Genomic DNA, 21,068 nt, shown 5'->3' with positions numbered 1-21,068 from the left:
CGGCTTACCTCAGGAATATATCTTGATGTTAAGATACTTCTCGTCAAGAGAAATACCGCGTCATTTTGGAGATTGTCCATGCTTTCCGCGTCATCATCATCCCCGACCACGCCCGCACCGCGCCAGGATGCTTTCCTCGCCGTGCTCTTGGTGCTGCTGGTCGGCCTCAATCTACGGCCCATCCTAGCCGCCATCGGTCCGCTGCTGGATGGCATTCAGGCTGCGACCGGCCTGGAAGGCAGTGGCGCCGGGGCGCTGACCACCCTGCCCATCGCCGCCATGGGGTTCTGCGCCCTGGGTGGCGCGCGCTTGCAGGTCTGGCTCGGTGAGCGCCGCGGCATCGCCCTCGGCCTGCTGCTGCTGGCCCTGGCCAATGCCTTGCGCTGGGAAAAGCCGAGCGGCCTGGGGCTGATCCTCACCGCCGCCCTGGGCGGTGTCGGCATCGCCCTGGTACAGGCGCTGATCCCGGCCTATATCCGCCGCTGCCATCCGCAGCGCACCAGCACCCTGATGGGGCTCTACACCACCGGCATCATGGGCGGCGCGGCCGTGGCGGCGGCCACCGCGGCACCCCTGGCCGAGCAGTGGGGCTGGGCCCAGGGTCTGGCGCTCTGGACCCTGCCGGTGCTGCTGGCGCTCGGCATCTGGCTGGCCCTGGCCCGTCCGGATGCGCCGGCGCAGGATGCTGCACCTCGCGCACAACCCTGGCGTCAGCGCCAGGCCTGGCTGTTGCTGGCCTTCTTCGGCATCGGCACCGCGGCCTACACTCTGGTGCTGGCCTGGTTGCCGCCGTACTACACCGGCCTCGGCTGGCAAGCCGCCGACAGCGGTCTGCTGCTGGGCGGCGTGAGCCTCGCCGAGGTCAGCGCCGGTCTCTTGCTGTCGGCCACCATCGCCCGGCTGCGCAATCGCCGGCCGCTGGTGCTGGGCGTGCTCGGCGTGGTGCTGGTGGGACTGCTGTGTCTGGCGCTGGCGCCGCTGCAACTGGCGGTGCCCACCGCCATCCTGCTCGGTCTGGGCATCGGCGCGCTGTTTCCGCTGTCCTTGATCCTGGCGATGGACCAGGTGCGCGATCCCGCCGAGGCCGGGGCCCTGCTCGGCTTCGTCCAGGGCGGTGGCTATCTGATCGCTAGCCTGGCGCCGCTGGCCGCCGGCATCCTGCGCGACCATCTGGATAGCCTGGCCAACGCCTGGCTGCTGATGGCGGTGGGCGTGGTGCTGCTGATGGGCCTCGGTCTGCGTCTGACCCGACCCGCGCGGCCGGTCTTGGCGCGCGGCTGCCAGCAGGCCTAGCCGTGTAAACCTAGACCGCGCGCGGCAGGCGCAACTCCACCCGGAGGCCGCCCCGGGCGCGATTGCTGAAGCTCAGGGCACCGCCCAGCCGGCGGGCGATGGTCTCGACGATGGCCAGCCCAAGCCCGGCGCCCTGGGGATTGCCGGCACTGTAGAAGCGATCGCACAGCCGCGTGAGCTCGGCCTCGTCCACCCCGGGGCCGCGATCCTCCACCCGCAGCAACACGCCGTTGTCCTGGCTGGCCTCGATGCCGACCTCCACCGCACTGCCGGCAGGGGCGAAGGCCAGGGCGTTGGTGACCAGATTCTGCAGGGCGATGGCGATGGCATCCGGATCGCCCAGCACCGGTGGTCCGGCCTGGGCCGCCAGCACCAGTTCCACCTGATGCTTGAGTGCCAGGGGCGTCAATTCCGCCAGCTCTTCGCGCACCAGGGGTTCCAGGTCCAGCGCCTGGACCTGGGCGGCGCCGGGTTCCAGCCGCGCCAGGGTCAGCAACTGGCTGGCCAGACGGGTGGCTCGACCGACGCCCTGGCGCAGATAGCCCAGGGCTTCCTCGCGTTCTTCCGCCGTCTCGGCGTGCTGGGCGTTCTGCGCATGCAGATCGAGGATCGCCAGGGGGGTACGCAATTCATGGGCGGCGTCGGCGATGAAGCGGCGCTCGCGCTCGAGCAGGGCGCGCAACTGGGCGAGCTGGTGATCCAGGGCGCCACGCATGGGCTGCAACTCCGGCGGCAACGGTCCGGCCGGCAGCGGCGCCAGGCTGTGGGGGTCGCGCTCGCGCAGCTTGCGGGCGAAGTGCTGCAGCGGGCGCAGGCCCCAGCCCAGCAGCAACCAGAGCACCCCGACCAGCAGCGGCAGGCCCACCAGGGTCGGCCAGAGGGTATGGCTGACGATGCGCTGGATCAGGTCCTGGCGCAGGTCCTCGCGCTCGCCGACCCAGATGCGCAGGCCGCCATTGGCGGTACGCACCAGCATTCCGCACCATTCGCGACCGTTGTCGAACACCTCGTGCAGCCCCTCGGGCGGCACCTCGGCCAACCGCGGCGCCTGGCCGGACCGGGCCAACAACTGGCCGTCCGCGCTCCAGATCTGGAAGGTCAGCTGATTCTCGTAGGGGTGCGCTGGTACGCTGCCGGGAACGGGTTGCATGGCCCGGTCGAACACCCGGATCAGCTCCGGCCAGCGATCCGCCGCCGGCGTACCGGCCTGCAGCAGGCCTTCCAGCAGGCGCGCGCCCTGGACCAGCTGGGCGTCGTAGATGCCCTCGATCTCGCGATGGCTGTCGCGCAGGGCCAGCAGCGCGAGGGCCAGACTGCCGGCCAGCACCAGGGCCAGGGTGGGGGCGAGGATGCGGGTACGGATGGCGATCATGGCTGACGCTCCAGCAGATAGCCCACCCCGCGCACGGTGCGGATCAGGCCGCTGTCGAGCTTCTTGCGCAGGTTGTGGATGAGCACTTCCAGGGTGTTGCCCGAGGCCGCTTCCTGCCAGCCATAGAGCGCATTGCTCAGCCGCTCGCGGGTGATGACGGCGCCCGGTCGCAACAGCAGCTGGTGCAGCAGTTGATACTCCATGGGGGTCACCATCACCTCGGCGCCGCGATAGTGCACTGCCTGGCTGGCCGGATCGAGGCTGATGCCAGCGTGCTCCAGCAGCGGTTGCGCTCGGCCACAGCTGCGGCGGATCAGGGCCCGCAGGCGCGCCTTGAGTTCGTCCAGGTCGCAGGGCTTGACCAGATAGTCGTCGGCGCCGGCATCCAGGCCCTGGATGCGATCGGCCTTGGCATCGCGGGAGGTGAGTACCAGCACCGGCACCTGGCCGTCGGGTTGGCTGCGCAGGCGGCGCAGCAGTTCGAGGCCGTCCAGCCGTGGCAGACCCAGGTCCAGCAGCACCAGGTCGAAGCGCTCGGACGCCAGGGCGTGCTCGGCGGCCAGGCCGTCGGCCACCCAGTCCAGGGTATAGCCCTCGCCGCGCAGGGCCATGCGGATGCCCTGGGCCAGGGCCGCATCGTCTTCCACCAGCAGTACCCGCACGCCTGTCTTCCTCGCTCTGCCATGCCGCCAGCCCGTCATCATCGCCGCGAAGACCGGGCGCCGGCGAGGGCGACTGTTACCGGGCGTTGCATGCCGAGGCTGGTCTGAACAGTCGCCGAGCGAAGATCAGGCGAGGCGCAACGACCAACGGGAGTAACAGCCAATGGCTACCCGAAGGGTGAGCGCCAGCGAAGCGAATCCAGGAGGAAGCGGATCGGCCTCGCGCGCGAAGTTACGAGTGGTAAATGAGCATTCCGACCCAGCGGATTTTTAACGCAGCCTGAGCTGGCGCAGGCACTGTTCAGAGCCTAGGCGCAGTGCCCGTCGAGGGTGCCCGGCGGATCCACCTGCACCGTCACGTGCTGCAGCCCATGGCGACTGCGCAGCAGCTCGCCCACCAGGGTCGGCAACCGCAGCGGATCGCTGCCCGGCGCCGGGGTGATGTGCAGGGTGGCGATGCGGGTTTCGTCGGTCAGCGTCCAGACGTGCAGATGACCCACCTCGGCCACCTCCGGCAGGGCACGGACCGCCGCCGTGGCACCGGCCGTGTCGAATTCCCTTGGCGCGGCCTGCAACAGCACCGCGCCGGCATCGCGCACCAGGGTCCAGGCCGATTTGACGATGAGCAGGGCGACCAGGATCGACAGCGCCGGATCCAGCCAGGTCCAGCCGGTCCAGAGGATGCCCAGGGCGGCGGCGATGGCGCCCACCGAACCCAGCAGGTCGCCGGCCACATGGAGCAGCGCGCCGCGCAGATTGCTGTCGTCCTTGTGCCCGCCGTTCAGCACCAGGAAGCCGACGATATTGACCACCAGACCGATCACCGCCACCACCAGCATGGGGCCGGACAGCACCTCGGTGGGCTCGCGCAGCCGCATGATGGCTTCCCAGCCGATCCACAGGACCAGCAGCAACAGCGCGACGCCATTGGTCAGGGCGGCGAGGATACGCACCCGGTGGAAGCCATAGGTGAAGCGGGCATTGGCCGCCTTGGCCGCCACGCGGTAGGCCACCAGGGCCAGCAGCAGGGCAGCGGCATCCGAGACCATATGCCCGGAATCGGCGATCAGCGCCAGGGAGCCGGACCACCAGCCGCCCACGGCCTGGACGATGGCGTAGCCAAAGGTCAGGACGAAGACCAGCTTGAGCTTGCGCTCGTTGTCGGCGGTGACCCGCGGGGCATGGGCGTGACCATGGCCGTGATCGTGGCCATGCTGATGATCGTGATCGTGATCGTGATCGTGATCGTGATCGTGATCGTGATCGTGGTGCGGGGTGGAGCCACTCATCTACAGGTCTCCGAAGGGTTGAGGAGGCAGCGGGCAATAGCCTTTCTGTGACCATCCTGAAGCCTGAAGTGACTTCAGGGTCAAGCCGGCCGGCTACCGGCTGACCGCCTGGTCATCTGTTACCGCGCATGAGTCACTAAGACTTCATTAAGGTTCGCCCCTCAGGGTAGCGGCTTCCTGTCCTTGGAGCCCGCTCATGGCCGCTCGCCTTCGCTTCCCCTTGCGCTTGCGCAGGGCCCCCTGATGTTGCTCGCGACGTTCTCCCGCCCCCGCGCCACGGGTTGGCGGCACTGGCGCAATCTGCTGGCCTTGAGCAGCTTGAGTTGCCTGCTGTTGCTGGCCGACGACTTCCTGCAGCAAGGCTTCACCCCCAACAACCGCGCCGAGCTGGAGGCGGGCTATGTCGCCGCGCTCTGGGTGTTCAGCCTGGCGCTCTGGTTGAGCCATTTGCCACGCCTGGCGGTGGCCATCCTGCTGGGGTTCGCGCTGATGCAGCTGCTGCAGCTGGGCAACCTCAGCTTTTTCGGCGAGCCGCTCAGCGCCATCGATATCCAGGCTTTACTGGGCGACACCGCCGAGGTGCGCCACACACTCTGGCTCAGCCTCCCCGAGCACTGGCCGGTGCTCCTCTGCGTGGGCCTGCCCTATGGGCTGCTGATCGCCTTGCATCTCTACCTGCCGGGCCGGGTGCCGCTGCCGGCCAGTCGCTGGGCGCTGCTGTTGATCGCCGCGGTGCTGCTGTCCAAACCCTATCGCGCCACCTATCGCAACCTCGATGCCTTCGTGCCTAGCCCCAGTCGCAGCGGCCTGCACAACAGCCTCAATGCCTTTTCCGCCTGGGCGGTGCGCCTGGCCGGGCGTGATGACGTCGTCCTGCCGCCCACCGCCTATGCGCCCTATGGGCTGGCCCAGGTGCCCAGTACCGCGCGACACGTCTGGCTGGTGGTGGCCGATTCCCTGCGCAGCGATCGGCTGGGCGCCTTTGGTTACGAACGCAATACCACCCCTAAGCTTTCGGCCTACCTGGCGGACAATCCCCAGGCGCTGATCCGCCCCGGGGTAGCGGCAGGGGTGGCCACCGACGTCAGTCTGCCCTATCTATTGAATCCCATCCGCGAGCCGGGCCAGGACCAGCGGTTGCGCAGCGGCGAGATCAATCTGTTTCGCTTCGCTCAGACCGCCGGCTTTCGCACCCATTGGCTGTCCTCCCAGGAATCCAAGTTGCTGGCGCACCTGGGCAGTCGCCACCTGGACGTTTCCATCACCCGCGAGGACCATCCGCTGCGCTTTCTGCAGCGCCAGGATCGCGCCCTGCTGGAGATCCTCGACGAACAGCAGTGGGCGCCACGCAATTTCGTGGTGCTCAACCTGCGCACCGCGCACCTGCCCTATGCGCAGAACTATCGGCACGAGACCACGCCCGCGCCCTGGCCGGACAGCGGCGCCGAGGGCCAGGCCAATGCCTACGACAATTCCCTGCACTACCTGGATGGCCTGCTCGCCGAGATTCTCGCCGACTTCGATCGTCTGGACGGCGAGCGCTATCTGATCATCACCGGCGATCACGGCCAGCGGCTGGGGGAGGGGGGTCACTGGGGCCACAACGACCTGGTGCCCGAGGTCAGCGATGTCCCAATGATCGTGGTGGCGCGCGATGCCCCGACCGAGGCCCTGGCCGAGCTGCAGGACGAGCGCTGGATCAGTCACTACGAAGCCGGCAGCTGGCTGGCGGAGCGCCTGGGTACCCGCATCGACAATCCCAATCGCCGCCCGGGCGAGTACTTCGTCCATGGCAAGCTCCTGTTCAGCGATAACTTCGTGCAGCGCGTCTGCGAATCGCCCACCGGCCTGGTGCACCAGCCGCCGCAGCAACTGAGTAAGTTGCTGCTGGACACCTCGGCGGCGCCCTGCGGTTAGTGCCGTTGCCGTCTTACCCTCGGCAACGGGGCACCGCTACACTGCCGGCGCCTTTTCACCTCAGTAGCAGGACCTCGTCATGTCTTCCGCCTCTCCTATTTCCCGCTATGCGCGCAGCGCCCGGTTGCTGCACTGGCTCATGGCCCTGCTGGTGCTGCTGGCCTATGTGCTGATCACCAACCGCGGCCAGTTCGAGCGGGGTTCCCTGGAGCGCCAGTGGGTGGTGCTCAGTCATTTCTGGGTCGGTCTGCTGGTCCTGGCGCTGGTCCTGCCGCGGCTCTTGGTGCGCCACCGCCATCCGGTGCCGCCGATCACCCCGCCACTGGCGGCAAGCCTGGAGGCGGTCGGTCGCCTGACCCACTATGCCCTCTATGCCTTTCTGCTCGCCCAGCCGCTGCTCGGGCTGTTCACCGTCTGGCTGACCATCGGCGCGGTGAAGATTCCTTCCAGCACCTGGGCCTTGCCTTCGCCCTTTCCCGTGGATCCGGAACTGGCCAAGTCGCTCAAGGGCGTGCACCTCTGGCTCGGCCAGGCCTTCTACTGGGTAATCGGCCTGCACGTGCTGGCCGCGCTCTGGCATCACCTGGTGCGCAAGGACGACACCCTGAGACGCATGCTCTAGCGCGGATCGAGGGCGATGATGCGGTCGCGCCCGCCTTCGGCCAGCAGGTAGCCGTCGCCTCGCGGCAGCAGCGCCTGGGGTGCGCGCAGGAAGGTCAGGATGGCGCGCGGGGCTGACTGGCGATCCCAGAGCAGCAGGCGGGCGCGGTGGGTGGAGTCTTCGCTGATCCACAGGCCGCGATGGTCGCAGAGCAGAAAGCTCGGTTCGCGCAGATCGCTCAGCGCCGGCGGATCACGGCCATCGTCGCTCAGCTGGCGCACCAGGCCACGGGATTTCTCGGTATAGAAGGCACTGCCATCCGGGCAGCGGGTAAAGGACTCCGCCTCGTCCAGGTGGTCGCGCAGCACGGTCAGGCTGCCATCGGCGGCGTCGTAGCGCAGCAGACGTCCCTCGCCCTTGCGGTCTTCCACCGCATAGAGGCGCTTGCCTTCGGCCCAGAGGCCCTGGGCGTTGATGCCGATGAACAGATCACGACTGCCAGTGGCGTCGAACCAGCGGATCGGATGGGTGCCGCCTTCCTGGCTGTAGGCGAAACCCTCTTGGTAGGGCACCAAGCCATCGGGCTTGTACAGGCCCGCGCTGAGCACGCTGCGCCGGCCCTGGGCATCGATGCGCAGCAGGCGACCCTTGCCGTCCTTGAGTTCTTCCGCGGTGAGCAGGGCGTCGCCCTGCCAGGCCAGGGCGCTGGCCTTGGCGATATCGGCATGGGCCACTTCGTAGCGCCAGCCAGGCGCGGCCTGGGCCGGCCAGAAGCGTTGCCAGGCGAGAAAGCCCAAGGCTGCCAGTAGCAGGGCGACCAGGACGAGGAGGGCGCTACGCCACAGCGGGGCCATCAGGCGGCGACAGCGGCCAGGTGTTCATGGAGGATGGCCGCGCCGATCACGATCAGCACCACGCCGCCGAGCATCTCCGCGCGCTTGCCCACAAGATTGCCCATCACCCGGCCCAGCATCACCCCGGTGGTGACCATGACCATGGTGGCGAGCCCGATGGCCAGGGCGGCGGTAATGATGTTGACGTCGATGAAGGCCAGGCCCACGCCCACGGCGAGGGCGTCGATGCTGGTGGCCACGGCGGTCAGGGCGAGCAGCAGGAAGGAGTGCTGGCGGGGCTTCTCGGCTTCGGCTTCGGGCGCGCCGAAGCCGGCCCAGATCATGCGCAGGCCAAGCACGGTGAGCAGGGTGAAGGCGATCCAGTGATCCCAGGGCTGGACGTACTGCGCGGCGGTCAGGCCGATGGCCCAGCCGATCACCGGGGTGATGGCTTCGATGACGCCAAAGATGGCGCCGGTACGCAGGGCTTCACGCAGGCAGGGCTTGTGCAGGCTGGCACCCTTGCCGACGGCGGCGGCAAAGGCATCGGTGGACATGGCGAAGGCCAGGAACATCAGGGAAGCGGGGTTCATCGTCACAGCGCCGACCGGGCTCGATCCACAAGACACCCCCGCACGCCCGGCATGGCGCGGTGATGCCTCTGGTCTCGCCAACCCTGACCGGCTGTCCTGACCACGGCGGTTGCCGAGTATGTTGATCAGAACGCTTTCCACCGCAGTGGAAGCAGGCTACTCCCCAAAGAGGCCGCCACCTTACCCATCCGGATAGAGAAAGTCTATCTTGTAGATAGTTCTAATATATATAGCCTTGGCTAAATTCCTGCTGCCAATTCGATCGCGCGGATGCGCCGGGAGGCCTGCAAGGCCCGCCATAACTGGATCGCGGCCACAGCATAGGCTGCCGGGACGACCGCGGGCGGCGGACAGGCGTGTCGTCTGGTGACCGCCGGAGGTCGCCGGTGGAAGCCGACCAGAAGGTAGGCGGCCTCTTTGCCATCCGCAGCCTAGGGCGGATGAGTCCGAGCGGTCTGCTGCAAGGCCTGGGTGCGGACACCTTCGCTTGCCAACGCAGGAGCTGTCGCCGCCGCTCTCAATGATGGCGCTCTGCCGTCCCCGTTTCGTCATGCCGCTGACACTTAATTGTCACATTTCGGCAATAGCCTAGCGCCAGCCCTCACTAGGTAATGGAGCCACCATGAAACGCACGTTCAGCCTCTCTCTGTTGTTGTCGGCCTTTTGCCTGAGCACCGCCGCTCACGCCGTGGATGTCACAGGCGCCGGCTCGAGCTTCGTCTTCCCCGTTCTGTCGAAGTGGTCGCAAGGCTTCAGCGAGAAGACTGGCAACCGTATCAACTACCAGTCCATTGGCTCCGGCGGCGGCATTGCCCAGATCAAGGCCGGCACCGTGGACTTCGGCGCCACCGACGCCCCCATGAGCACCGACGACCTGCAGAAGGGTGGCCTGGGCCAGTTCCCGACCATCATTGGCGGCATCGTTCCGGTCGTCAACGTGGAAGGCATCGAGCCCGGCAAGCTGAAGCTCGACGGCCCGACCATGGCCAAGATCTTCATGGGTGAGATCAAGACCTGGAACGACCCGGCCATCGCCGCGCTGAACCCCGGCCTGAAGCTGCCTGAGGGCGCCATCACCGTGGTGCGTCGTTCCGACGGCTCGGGTACCTCCTACAACTTCACCAACTACCTGGCCAAGGTCAGCCCGGAGTGGAAGGAGAAGTTCAACTTCGGCACCACTGTCAACTGGCCGGTTGGTGTGGGTGGCAAGGGTAACGAGGGTATCGCCGCCTACGTGAAGCAGATCAAGGGCTCCATCGGCTACGTCGAGTACGCCTATGCGCTGACCAACAAGATGTCCCATGTGCAGCTGAAGAACGCCGCCGGCAACTTCGTGCAGCCCGACGCCAAGAGCTTCCAGGCCGCCGCCGCCACCGCCGACTGGAAGAGCGCCAAGGACTTCAACCTGCTGATGACCAACGCCCCGGGCGCCGATGCCTGGCCGATCACCGCCACCACCTGGATCGTGATGTACAAGGAACCCAAGAACGAAGAGCGCAGCAAGGTCGCCTTCGACTTCTTCAAGTGGTCCCTGGAGCATGGCCAGAAGGATGCCGCGGCCCTGGATTACGTCCCGGTCCCGGATGCCCTGGTCAAGCAGATCGAAGGCTACTGGGCGTCCGACTTCAAGAAGTAAACACGCCTGTCCCGCCGCCTGGATCCCCTGGGGTCCAGGCGGTTTCGCGCGTCCTTCCAGGTAGACGGAAAGCTCCATGACCGACCAGACCCTGCCCCTCTCCGCCGCTCAGGAACAGCGCATCCGCCGGGATACCCGCGCCGATGTCTGGTTCCGCCGGCTCCTGTTTTCCGCCGCGCTGCTGGTACTGCTGGTACTGGTCGGCGCCGCCGCGTCCACCCTCTGGGGCGGTCGCCACGCCTTCATGACCTTTGGCCTGGACTTCATCACCTCGGCCGAATGGGATGTCGGGGCCGAGAAGTTCGGCGCCCTGGTGCCCATCTACGGCACCCTGATGACCTCCTTCATCGCCCTGCTGCTGGCCGTGCCTACCGCCTTCGGCATCGCCCTGTTCCTCTCCGAGATCGCCCCTACCTGGCTGCGCGGTCCGGTGGCCACGGCGGTGGAACTGCTGGCCGGTATCCCTTCGATTATCTACGGCATGTGGGGCCTGTTCGTCTTCGGCCCCTTCATGGCCGCGCACATCTCGCCCTTCATCAACGACTACCTCGGCGCCATCCCGGTGATCGGCGTGCTGTTCCAGGGACCGCCGCTGGGCATCGGCATGCTGACCGCCGGCATCATCCTGGCGATCATGATCCTGCCCTTCATCACCTCGGTGATGTACGAGGTTTTCCGCAGCGTGCCGGCCCAGCTCAAGGAATCGGCCTATGCGCTGGGGTCCACCACCTGGGAAGTCTGCTGGGACATCGTGCTGCCCTACACCCGCTCGGCGGTGGTCGGCGGCGCCTTCCTCGGCCTGGGTCGCGCCCTGGGCGAGACCATGGCGGTGACCTTCGTGCTGGGCAACGCTCACCAGTTCTCCCTCTCGCTGATGATGCCGAGCAGTTCCATCGCCTCGGTGATCGCCAACGAATTCAACGAGGCCTACACCGATCTGCACCGCTCTTCGCTGATCGCCCTGGGCTTTTTGCTGTTCGTGGTGACCTTCTTCGTGCTGCTGGCGGCACGGCTGATGCTGACGCAACTGTCGCGCAAGGCAGGTAACTGATGCACATCGACGCCTATCTCTATCGCAAGCGGCGGATCAAGAACGGCATCGCGCTGATCTTTGGCAGCGCCGCCGCCGTGCTCGGCCTGGGTTTCCTGGCCTGGATCCTTGGCACCACCCTGATCAAGGGCGTCAGCGCCCTGAGCCCGGCCATCTTCGTCGAGATGACGCCGCCACCCGGCGCCACTGACGGCGGTCTGGCCAACGCCCTGTTCGGCAGCGTGCTGATCACCCTGCTGGCGACCGCCATCGGTGCACCCATCGGCATCCTTGCCGGCCTCTGGCTGGCCGAATACGCCCGCCACTCCAAGCTCGGCCTGGTGGTGCGTTTCGTCAACGACATCCTCTTGTCGGCGCCGTCCATCGTCATCGGCCTGTTCATCTACACCGCCGTGGTGGTGACGCTGAACCAGTACTCCGGTGGCAGCCTGGGCTTTTCCGGCTTTGCCGGCTCCCTGGCGCTGGCCATGCTGGTGGTGCCGGTGGTGACCCGTACCACCGACGAGATGATGCAGCTGCAGCCGCCGGCCATGCGCGAAGCGGCCCTGGCCCTGGGCATCCCCCAGTGGAAGGTGACCCTGCAGATCCTGCTGCGCGCCTCCCGCGCCGGCGTGGTGACCGGGGTGCTGCTGTCGATCGCCCGCATCACCGGCGAGACCGCACCGCTGCTGTTCACCGCCTTCGGCAACCAGTACTGGAACGCCGACGTGCTCAAGCCCATGGCCACCGTGCCGGTGACCATCTTCCAGTTCGCCATGAGTCCGTTCGAGAACTGGCAGCACCTGGCCTGGGCCGGCGCCCTGCTGCTGACGCTGTTCGTGCTGTTCCTGAACCTTTCCTCTCGCTTCTTCTTTCGTAACCGGGATTCCAAGTGACTACCATGCAGACGCAGATACCGGAACTGCAGGCGCGCGACGTCGGCTTCCGTTACAAGGGCCACCAGGCGCTCAAGTCGATCAACCTGGACATCGCGGCCAAGCAGATCACCGCCATCATCGGCCCGTCCGGATGCGGCAAGTCCACGCTGCTGCGCATCTTCAACCGCATCTACTCGGAATACCCGGGGCTGGAAGCGACCGGCGAGATCCTCATGGACGGGGAGAACATCCTCGATCCCAAGTACTCGCTGAGCCGTCTGCGCAGCACCATCGGCATGGTGTTCCAGAAGCCGGTGCCGTTCCCCATGTCCATCGCCGACAACGTCGCCTATGGCATTCGCCACCACGAGCGCCTGTCCCGGGTGGAGCTGCAGGATCGGGTCGAGCAGGCCCTGCGTGGCGCGGCGCTGTGGGATGAGGTCAAGGACAAGCTCAATCAGAGCGCCCTGGGGCTCTCCGGCGGTCAGCAGCAGCGCCTGTGCATTGCCCGTACCATTGCCCTGCGTCCGCGGGTGCTGCTGCTGGACGAGCCGACCTCGGCCCTGGACCCCATCTCCACCGCGCGCATCGAGCAACTCCTGGCCGAACTCAAGCAGGAGTTCACCGTGGTCATCGTCACCCACAACATGCAGCAGGCGGCGCGTTGCTCCGACGTCACCGCCTTCATGTACCTGGGCGAATTGATCGAAGTGGACAAGACCGACAAGATCTTCACCAAGCCGGACAAGAAGCAGACCGAGGACTACATCACCGGTCGCTTCGGCTGAAAGTCTCGCCGGATCTCGCAAGGCCACTCCTCGGAGTGGCCTTTTTCATGGGCGGCTGAAAAGCGGCGAGCCAGGGCCTCTGGTCGTCCTCATCCTTCCCGGTCCGCAGCGGAGCCGTTCGGAGCGGATGAATCTTTGGTTAAATTTTGCTTTAGATTCAGTGACTTGAATTAAAACCTTTATGTTCCTGCAAGCAAAACGACATCTCTTCTGCCGAGACTGACCCAGCTTTGTGACGGGCTGCACCGCCAGCCACTACCACCTGGATTGTCTTGAAAGGAGATCTGCCGATGTCTGTTAACCCTTATCGATTCACGGCGCTGTTCTCGGGCGTGCTCCTGGCCACCTGCTCGGCCACCGCGAGTGCCGCTGTCGATGAGAAACTGCTCGACATGCTCAAGGCCAATGGCTCCATCACCCCGGCCCAATACAGCGAATTGCGCGGCGACCTGCAGCAGGAGCAGCAGGCGCGTGCCGCCCAGGTCGCTCAGCAGCAGAAGACCTCCGACTTCGAGAAGAAGCTGGCCTGGGCCGCCAAGACCCAGATCAAGGGCGACGTGCGGGTTCGCCACGAGAGCATCGACATCAGCGGCGAGCCGGACAACGGCCGCGACCGTGACCGCCAGCGTATCCGCGCGCGGCTGGGTGCCTATAGCGAGATCAATCCGCAGGTGAATACTGGCATCCGCATTGCCACCGGCGGTGGCGACGACGCCCGCTCCACCAACCAGGATCTGAACAACTACTTCAACAAGAAGCAGCTCTGGCTGGATCAGGCCTACATCGACTACCACCCCACGGCAGTGCCGAATCTGCACCTGGTGGGCGGCAAGATGGGCCAGCAGTGGGTCAGCACCGGCGACGTCATCTGGGACGCCGACATCAATCCCGAAGGCCTGGCCGGCACCTACAAGTACGACCTAGGCGGCGGCGCCGAGCTGTTCGGCAGCACGGGCTACTATGTGCTCAAGGACAACGTCGACGGCGAAGGCTATGAATTCAAGCATGACCTGCGCCTCTACGCCGGTCAGCTGGGCAGCCGCTTCAACCTGGGCGATGCCGCCAAGCTGATGGTGGGCGGCAGCGTCTATGCCTACGACAAGGAGCAGGACAGCGCCTGCCCGACCACCGGTTCGGTCACCGCGCCCTGCGCCCTGGCGGTCAATGGCAACACCACCGACCGCTTCCAGCTCTACGAGGGCTTCGCCCAGCTGGACCTGACCAAGCTGTGGGTGCCGCTGTCCTTCTATGGCCAGTACGTGGTCAACGACAAGGCCAACGACGGCGAAGACACCGCCTGGCTGCTGGGCGCCAAGACCAAGCTGATGCAGCGGGTCGGGCTGGAATACAACTACCGCGATGTCCAGCGCAACGCCGTGGTGGGTGCCTTCACCGATTCCGACTTCGGCAACGGCTCCACCGGCGCCCGCGGCCACAAGCTCAAGCTCGGCTACGAGATCGACAAGAACTTCGGTGTGGGCCTGACCTACTTCCTCGCCGAGTCCGATACCGCCAGCCGCTTCCGCCGCGACGCCGACGTCAAGACCCTGCAGCTGGACCTGGAAGCCAAGTTCTAACCACGGCCCTAGGTCGTGCTCCTCTTGAACCGCCCTCGGGCGGTTCTTTTTTGCCTGCTCGGTGGAGAGGCTCGCCTGAAAAATGTTGGGCTTCGCTGCGCTCAACCCAACCTACGCTGGAGCTGCTCTTCCCCCTATTCCCCCGGGAGACGGCTGGGGTAAGAGAAGCTTCCGCCTACTAACGATGGAAAGGCTCGCCTGGGAAATATTAGGCTTCGCTGCGCTCAACCCAACCCACGCCGGAGACGCTCTGCCCCCTTTCCCTCTGGGAGAGGGCTGGGGTGAGGGAAGCTCCCGCCTACCAACCGATGGAAATGCTCGCCTCAAAAATGTTGGGCTTCGCTGCGCTCAACCCAACCTACGCCGGAGCCGCTATGCCCCCTATCCCTCCGGGGGAGGGCCGGGTGAGGGAAGCTCCCGCCTACCAACCGATGGAAAGGCTCGCCTGAAAATGTTGGGCTTCGCTGCGCCCAACCCAACCTACGTTGGAGTCGCTTTGCCCCCTCTCCCTCTGGGAGAGGGCTGGGGTGAGGGAAGCTCCCGCCCACTACCGCTCGACCCTGATCTCCACCAGCTTGCCATCGATGAACTTGAGGTGGCGGGAGGCGCCGTTCTCCGAGCCATAGGTCCAGAACTGGGTCTCGGCCGCATTGAACTTGGGCACGTTGTTGTTGCGCAGGGCAGGGGGATTGACCTTGCGCTCGGCCGGGGCGCCGCAGGCGGCCAGGACCTGCTCGACGCTGTCGCCTTCTTCGACGAGATTCTGCCCGCAGCGCAGGCTGGCCTGGGCCAGCAGGGGCAAGAGCAGGGCAGTCAGCAGCAGGTGACGAGCGCGCATGGGAACTCCGAGAGGTTGTGGCAGAGGCCGTTGCCTTCAGCCTAGCCGTTATCGCTGGCGTGGGGCGCTTTGGCAAAGCCGCGACTCAAATAACGCGAGCTGGCCAGACCGAAACGCCAGGGCACCTCGCGGGCGCGGCTGATACCGATGCGCGGGCCTGCGATCACCGCCACCGCGGCGGTCGCCGGCTCCAGCAGAAAGGGCGGCTCCGCCAGCGACAGGCCGTCGTGACTGCCATCGATGCCCAATGCCTGGCACAGCCGGGCGGGACCGGCGCAGAGCAGGCGATCGGCCAGCCCGCCTCGGCGTTCGCGCATCACCTCCAGCCCCCACAGCGGCTCCATGGCGCGGATCAGCACCCCCGCGCCATGGCCAGCCTCACGGCAGACCAGGTTGAAGCACCAATGAATGCCATAGGAGCGATAGACATAGGCATGCCCGGGCGGACCGAACATGGCCTTGTTGCGTGGCGTGGGGCCGGCAAAGCTGTGAGAGGCCGGATCTTCGCCGTCGTAGGCTTCGGTTTCGACGATCAGGCCGCCTACACCTTCGAGCCTGAGCGTCGCACCGATCAGTTGCCGGGCGACCTCGTCCACCGGGCGGGTGAAATCCAGGTCGCTCACGCCTCGGGCTCCGGCTCTTCCAAGATCAGCGCCGCATGCACCATGGCCAGGTGGCTCAGGCCCTGAGGGAAGTTGCCCAGGGCCGCGCCGTCACGGGGATCGCGCATCTCGGTCATCAGGCCGACGCCATTGAGACTGGCGGCCAGGACCTCGCGCATCAGCTCGCGCGCCTGGTCCACCTCGCCCAGCACGGCATGGGCCTCGACCATCCAGTAGGAGCAGGCCAGGAAGGCACCTTCTTCCTGCTCGGCACCGCTATAGCGATAGACCAGAGGTCCATGGGCCAACTCGCGGCGGATGGCCGCCAGGGTGCTGACCGAGCGCTCACCGCCGTCGAAGCCGAAACGGATGCCGAGTAACAGCCCGGCGTCCAGGCGCTCGGTACCGGCATAGAAGGTGTAGGCCTGCTTGCGCTCGCTCCAGCAATGTTCGTTGACCCAGTCGCGGATGCGGTCGCGCTCGCGCTCCCAGCGACCGCACATGGCGTCGGGGATATGGCCGTCGCGGGCCAGGGTCACGGCGCGATCCAGGGCGAACCAGCAGCCCAGCTTGGACAGGGTGTAGTGGCGCTCTTCAGGCAATTCCCACATCCCGGCATCCGTCTGCCGCCAGCCATCGGCGCAGAGGTTTGCCAGATCGGTAAGCAGGCTGGCGGTGGCGAAATCCAGCACATGGCCCTTGCTAGCATAGAGGCGGAAGGTCTCCAGCAGATCGCCATAGAGACTCAGCTGACACTGGGCGCTGGCGCGATTGCCGACACGTACCGGCTGGGAGTCGCGATAGCCGGGTACGGGGATGGTGCGCTCTTCCGGTGCCAGTTCGCCTTCCAGAGTGAAGCAGGTGTGCAGGCGATTGCCGTGGCGGCGGATGACGTTCTGAATCCAGGCCAGGGCCGCCTGGGCCTCGCCAAGGGCGCCCAGACGCAGGAAGGCCTTGATGGTAAAGACCGCATCGCGCACCCAGGCATAGCGGTATTCGTAGTTCTTATCGCCGCCGATGCGTTCCGGCAGCGAGGTGGTGGCGGCGGCGACGATGGCACCGGTGGGCGAGTAGAGCAGCAGCTTGAGCGCCAATGCCGAGCGCTTCACCTCGCTGAGGAATTCGCCCTGATAGGCAAAGCCCTGGGCCCATTCACGCCAGGCCTGATCGCTGCGGTCGATGCGCTGGTCCACTTCGTCCAGGGACGGCACTACAAGGGGTTCGTTCTCGGTCGCGGTCAAGGCCAGGACACTGCGTTGCCCGGCCTCCAGCACCAGTCGCGCCACCAGCCGGCGATCGTCGCATTCGAGGATCTCCAGCCGTTCGCAATAGCGCAGGGTGGCCATCACACCGTCGACATGCATGACCTCGCCATTGGGCGTGCTGCGCATCCAGGGCGAGACGGTCTGGCCCTGGGTCCCGGGTACCAGCTCGATACGCAATTCGACCCGTCCGGAGAGACCTTCGACGCGACGACCCAGTTCGCACCAGGGCAGGCGTCCGGCCGAGCCGCTGTTGAGCGATTCGGTGAGGCGCACGCTGCCCTCGGCGGTGTGAAAGCAGGTTTCCAGGACGTTGCTGTCTTCGCGGTAGGCCCGCTCCACGCGATAGTGGGCGACCGGGGCGATCGAAAAGAAACCGCCCGCTGGGGCGTCCAGCAGGCGGTCGAACAGCGGTGCGGAATCCATGTTGGGGACGCACCACCAATCCAGCGAGCCATCCGGCGCCACCAGGGCGACCGAACGGCCATCGGAGAGGGCGGCGTAGCCCGCCAGGGGCGCGTAGCCATCCTGGCGAGCGGGGTCGAAGGCCGCCACGGCCGTCAGCCCATGCCTCCGGTAGCGCCATAGACCTCACCGGTCACATAGCTCGACTCCTGGGACGCCAGCAGCACATAGATGGGTGCCAGCTCCGCCGGCTGGCCGGGGCGCTTGAACACCGTCTCGCCGCCGAAGGTGGGGATCTTTTCCTGGGGCTGGCCGCCGCTGGGCTGCAGCGGGGTCCAGAAGGGACCGGGGGCCACGGCGTTGACGCGGATGCCCTTGCTGGCGACCTGCTTGGCCAGCGCCTTGGTGAAGTTGGTGATGGCCGCCTTGGTCGAGGCGTAGTCCAGCAGGAACTCCGAGGGCTGGGTGGCCTGGATCGAGGTGGTGTTGATGATGGCGGCGCCGGCTGGCAGGTGTGGCAGCGCGGCCTTGCACAGCCAGAACAGGGCGTAGACGTTGGTCTTGTAGGTAGCGTCGAACTGCTCGGTGGTCAGCTCGGCGATGTCCTGCACGGCGGTCTGCTTGCCAGCCACATTGACCAGGATGTCGAGGCCGCCCAGGGCCTCCTTGGCCTTGCTCACCAGTTGGATGCAGAAGGCTTCGTCCTTCAGGTCACCGGGAACGCAGACGGCCTTACGACCCTCGGCTTCCACCAGCTTGACCACTTCCTGGGCGTCGGCCTCTTCCTCGGGCAAGTAGTTGAGCACCAGGTCGGCACCTTCCCGGGCATAGGCGATGGCGGTGGCCCGACCGATCCCCGAGTCCGCCCCGGTGATCAGCGCCTTGCGCCCGGCCAGACGACCAAACCCCTGGTAGCTAGTCTCGCCATGGTCGGGGCGCGGTTGCATGACCTGCGCCAGGCCCGGGGCTTCCTGGGGCTGCTTGGGAAATTCCGGCTGGGGATACTGGGTAAGGGGGTTTTGCATGCGGTACTGGTTGTCGCTGGACATGACATCTCCTGATGGGGCCAAGAAGGCGCCCGTTTGGCATCTTTTCGATGACGTTCAAGGAAATGGAGGGGCAAAGACCCAACGAGGTTCCCGCGATCAGCAGAGGATGTGTCGATACAGGCAGATTTGATACTGGGCCTTACCCCGATACGCTTCCGGCGCGATCTGACGTCCAAGGGCATGGAGAAAGGAGAGTCCTTTCGCGTATGGGAAATCCCAGCTGCACGAAAAGCGCCGAGGTGGCCTCGCTGACCGGATGGCGGTCACGGTCTGGAGCTGGCTCTCAACACTGGACCCAGCTGAGCCTGGTGGTGGCCTCGCTCACGTCGGACTGCCTTGGCCATTGCCAAACGCTTCAGGCGTCGAGCGGCTCCAGGCGTAAGGCGACACCGGTGCGCTGCAGGGTGAGGATGTCCGCTTCGCGACAGCCAATCAGGCGGCCTTCGGCGGTACGCAGCTGATCGTCTTCCAACTGAGCGTACGACTGCGGCTGCTTACCGTCGCCGGCGACCATGATGTAGAGCTGACCACGCAGCAACTGCCCGGCCAGACGCCCGTCGTCGAGGCCGATCAGGCGGTAACTTCGGCGGGCATCATAGGTAAAGCGCATGGGAGCATCCATTCAGGTGTTTCAGTTCAGAACGGCCCTGGTGCCCAATGTTCCCTGGCGCCGACCTGGACAAGGCTCGTCAGCCCCTCTGGAGCGCAGCAAGCCCGCCACTCACCGAGATGAGGGCGGGTCGACCACTGGTCGGAAGTTTGCTGAACGATCGATCAATAACGGAATTGCGCGACCAGGCCCTGGAAGGACGTTGCCAGGCGCGACAGCTCCTGACTGGACGCCGCGGTCTGCTGGGCACCGGTGGCGGTCTGGGTAGACAGGTCCTGGATGTTGACCAGATTGCGGTCCACTTCGCGAGCCACCTGGGCCTGCTCTTCGGCGGCGCTGGCGATCACCAGGTTGCGCTCCTCGATGCTGGCGATCCCGTTGGTGATGCGGTCCAGGGCTTCACCGGCACGGTTGGCGCGCTCCTGGGTATCGCCGGCCAGGGACTGGCTCTTGTGCATGGCGCTCACTGCCTCTTCGGCGCTGTCGCGCACGGCGCTCATCATGCGCTCGATCTCGCCTGTGGAGCCCTGGGTGCGATGGGCCAGGGCGCGGACCTCGTCCGCCACCACGGCGAAACCGCGACCCTGCTCGCCGGCGCGGGCGGCTTCGATGGCGGCGTTGAGCGCCAGCAGGTTGGTCTGCTCGGCGATGCCACGAATCACTTCCAGCACCTTGCCGATCTCGCGCACCTGGCCTTCCAGGGTCTGCACCTTCTGGGTGGAATCGGTGATCTCGCTGGTCATCACCGCCATGGCCTGGGCCGCCTGCTGCACCTGCTCGCGACCCTGCTGGGCCTCGCGACTGGTGTCCTGGGAGGCGGTCGAGGTGGAGGTGGCGTTGCGTGCTACCTCTTCGACGGCGGCGGTCATCTGGTTGACGGCGGTGGCGGCCTGCTGCACCTCGTCGTGCTGGCGAACCTGGCCCCGGGAGGTCTCCTCGGTCACGGCATGCAGTTCCTCGGCTGCCGCGGCGAGCTGGCTGGCGGCACCGGCCATCTGCTGCACGGTGTCCTTCAGGCTGCGCTGCATGCCGCCCAGGGCTTGCAGCAGCTGGCCCGCTTCGTCACGCCGGCTGCTCTGGATCGGCAGGGTCAGATCGCCCTGGGCGACACGCTCGGCGCTGGAAACGGCCTCGCGGATCGGTGCCACGATCAGGCGGGTAATGACGATGCCCAGCGCCAGGGCGCAGAGTGTGGCCAACAGCAGACCACCGGTGAGCGTCCAGAACGCCTTATCGTACGTGGTCTGCGCCTCGACACCGGCTTCGGCACTCTGCCGCTTGTTGGATTCCACCATGATCTTGAAAGAAGCCATGGTCTTGCGATAGCTGGGTTGAACCTGCTCGTTGAGCAACTGGTTGGCACCGGCTACGTCTTTGGCGGCCAGCCGGGCCAGTACGGCGTCGATGCCGGCCAGATAGGTTTTCCAATCACCCTCGTAGGCATCACCCGCGGCCTTTTCATCAGGCTCCAAGGGCGTGGCGCGATAGGCGGCGAAGGGTTTTTCGGCATCGGCCTGGTTGGAGCGCAGAGACGCGATGATGCGATCCTGCTCGGCCTGGGGCGCATTGGCATAGGCCATGGACATCAGGCGGAAGATGTCGCGGTTATGACCGATCACGTTGCTCTTGGCATCGTTGAGTTGAACGATGGAGCGCAGATTGTCATTCAGCAAGGTGCTCAGCAGCGCATTGAGGCTGTTGAGTCCACTCATGCCCGCTGCGCCTATGCCCAGGGTAATGAGCGTACAAAGACCAAAGGCCACGGCGAGTTTTTTCGCCAGCGCCAGATTGTTGAACCAGACCATTGGGAATTCCTTTCAGCGACGGGGATGC

Annotated in this window: 19 protein-coding genes and 1 riboswitch; of the genes, 8 read left to right on the top strand and 11 right to left on the bottom strand. The window is 66.1% G+C overall.

What is annotated here, in order from left to right:
- The first annotated feature begins 78 nt into the window (after positions 1-78).
- Entirely contained in the window at positions 79-1,293 is a 1,215-nt protein-coding gene (locus FEZ61_RS14150; RefSeq protein ID WP_178121551.1) for an MFS transporter, read from the top strand.
- Between the two features lie 10 nt (positions 1,294-1,303).
- On the opposite strand, the gene FEZ61_RS14145 is transcribed toward FEZ61_RS14150, so the two are convergent.
- The 3 genes from FEZ61_RS14145 to FEZ61_RS14135 form a co-directional block, all read right to left on the bottom strand.
- A complete protein-coding gene (locus FEZ61_RS14145; protein ID WP_173149133.1) occupies positions 1,304-2,665 on the bottom strand; it encodes an ATP-binding protein in 1,362 nt (453 codons plus the stop codon).
- A complete protein-coding gene (locus FEZ61_RS14140; RefSeq protein WP_173149131.1) occupies positions 2,662-3,327 on the bottom strand; it encodes a response regulator in 666 nt (221 codons plus the stop codon). The genes FEZ61_RS14145 and FEZ61_RS14140 overlap by 4 nt, the downstream gene beginning before the upstream one ends.
- Positions 3,328-3,635: 308 nt before the next feature.
- Positions 3,636-4,616: a cation diffusion facilitator family transporter gene (locus FEZ61_RS14135; protein WP_173149129.1), complete on the bottom strand. Its 981-nt coding sequence runs from the start codon at positions 4,614-4,616 to the stop codon at positions 3,636-3,638.
- Between the two features lie 243 nt (positions 4,617-4,859).
- Between FEZ61_RS14135 and FEZ61_RS14130 the strand changes: the two genes are divergently transcribed.
- Both FEZ61_RS14130 and FEZ61_RS14125 read left to right on the top strand, forming a co-directional pair.
- The gene (locus FEZ61_RS14130; protein ID WP_068383596.1) at positions 4,860-6,533 is read left to right on the top strand and encodes a phosphoethanolamine transferase; all 1,674 of its coding nucleotides are present in this window, start codon (positions 4,860-4,862) and stop codon (positions 6,531-6,533) included.
- A gap of 79 nt (positions 6,534-6,612) precedes the next feature.
- Complete coding sequence (locus FEZ61_RS14125; protein WP_064308111.1) at positions 6,613-7,155, top strand: cytochrome b/b6 domain-containing protein; 543 nt, start codon at positions 6,613-6,615, stop codon at positions 7,153-7,155.
- Here FEZ61_RS14125 and FEZ61_RS14120 read toward each other — a convergent pair.
- Positions 7,152-7,988, bottom strand: a complete 837-nt coding sequence (locus FEZ61_RS14120; RefSeq protein ID WP_064308110.1) for a hypothetical protein — start codon at positions 7,986-7,988, stop codon at positions 7,152-7,154. The two genes, FEZ61_RS14125 and FEZ61_RS14120, sit on opposite strands and share 4 nt — an antisense overlap.
- Positions 7,988-8,560, bottom strand: coding sequence for a manganese efflux pump MntP (gene mntP / locus FEZ61_RS14115; RefSeq protein WP_017638704.1), 573 nt, complete (start codon positions 8,558-8,560; stop codon positions 7,988-7,990). The genes FEZ61_RS14120 and mntP overlap by 1 nt, the downstream gene beginning before the upstream one ends.
- A 3-nt stretch (positions 8,561-8,563) precedes the next feature.
- A riboswitch (yybP-ykoY riboswitch) is annotated at positions 8,564-8,732 on the bottom strand.
- 450 nt (positions 8,733-9,182) lie between these two features.
- On the opposite strand from mntP, the gene pstS reads away from it, so the two are divergent.
- From pstS to FEZ61_RS14090, 5 genes are all read left to right on the top strand, one after another.
- A complete protein-coding gene (pstS, locus tag FEZ61_RS14110) occupies positions 9,183-10,196 on the top strand; it encodes a phosphate ABC transporter substrate-binding protein PstS (protein WP_017638705.1) in 1,014 nt (337 codons plus the stop codon).
- A gap of 76 nt (positions 10,197-10,272) precedes the next feature.
- A complete protein-coding gene (pstC, locus tag FEZ61_RS14105; RefSeq protein ID WP_007160736.1) occupies positions 10,273-11,247 on the top strand; it encodes a phosphate ABC transporter permease subunit PstC in 975 nt (324 codons plus the stop codon).
- Complete coding sequence (gene pstA, locus FEZ61_RS14100) at positions 11,247-12,122, top strand: phosphate ABC transporter permease PstA (RefSeq protein WP_017638706.1); 876 nt, start codon at positions 11,247-11,249, stop codon at positions 12,120-12,122. The genes pstC and pstA overlap by 1 nt, the downstream gene beginning before the upstream one ends.
- A gap of 5 nt (positions 12,123-12,127) precedes the next feature.
- Positions 12,128-12,892: a phosphate ABC transporter ATP-binding protein PstB gene (pstB, locus tag FEZ61_RS14095; protein ID WP_017638707.1), complete on the top strand. Its 765-nt coding sequence runs from the start codon at positions 12,128-12,130 to the stop codon at positions 12,890-12,892.
- Between the two features lie 290 nt (positions 12,893-13,182).
- Positions 13,183-14,469 carry a putative porin gene (locus FEZ61_RS14090; RefSeq protein ID WP_173149127.1) on the top strand — a complete coding sequence of 429 codons (1,287 nt, stop codon included), beginning with the start codon at positions 13,183-13,185 and terminating at the stop codon, positions 14,467-14,469.
- A 547-nt stretch (positions 14,470-15,016) separates the two neighbouring features.
- On the opposite strand, the gene FEZ61_RS14085 is transcribed toward FEZ61_RS14090, so the two are convergent.
- The 6 genes from FEZ61_RS14085 to FEZ61_RS14060 form a co-directional block, all read right to left on the bottom strand.
- Positions 15,017-15,307: a DUF2845 domain-containing protein gene (locus FEZ61_RS14085; protein WP_173149125.1), complete on the bottom strand. Its 291-nt coding sequence runs from the start codon at positions 15,305-15,307 to the stop codon at positions 15,017-15,019.
- Between the two features lie 41 nt (positions 15,308-15,348).
- A complete protein-coding gene (locus FEZ61_RS14080; RefSeq protein ID WP_173149123.1) occupies positions 15,349-15,930 on the bottom strand; it encodes a DNA-3-methyladenine glycosylase in 582 nt (193 codons plus the stop codon).
- On the bottom strand, positions 15,927-17,726 hold the full coding sequence (locus FEZ61_RS14075; protein ID WP_068383590.1) for a glycoside hydrolase family 15 protein: 1,800 nt from the start codon (positions 17,724-17,726) through the stop codon (positions 15,927-15,929). Before FEZ61_RS14075 ends, FEZ61_RS14080 begins: the two co-directional genes overlap by 4 nt.
- Before the next feature lie 5 nt (positions 17,727-17,731).
- Positions 17,732-18,625 (bottom strand): SDR family oxidoreductase, encoded by an 894-nt coding sequence (locus FEZ61_RS14070; RefSeq protein ID WP_017640902.1) that lies wholly within the window; start codon positions 18,623-18,625, stop codon positions 17,732-17,734.
- 355 nt (positions 18,626-18,980) lie between these two features.
- A complete protein-coding gene (locus FEZ61_RS14065; RefSeq protein ID WP_064308103.1) occupies positions 18,981-19,235 on the bottom strand; it encodes a hypothetical protein in 255 nt (84 codons plus the stop codon).
- Between the two features lie 164 nt (positions 19,236-19,399).
- Positions 19,400-21,040, bottom strand: coding sequence for a methyl-accepting chemotaxis protein (locus FEZ61_RS14060; protein ID WP_068383586.1), 1,641 nt, complete (start codon positions 21,038-21,040; stop codon positions 19,400-19,402).
- Positions 21,041-21,068: the final 28 nt, after the last annotated feature.

This window comes from Pseudomonas sp. MS15a(2019) (genome assembly GCF_013277805.1).
GTDB classification, from domain to species: Bacteria; Pseudomonadota; Gammaproteobacteria; order Pseudomonadales; family Pseudomonadaceae; genus Chryseomonas; species Chryseomonas benzopyrenica.
This window is presented reverse-complemented; position numbering and strand designations above follow the sequence as displayed.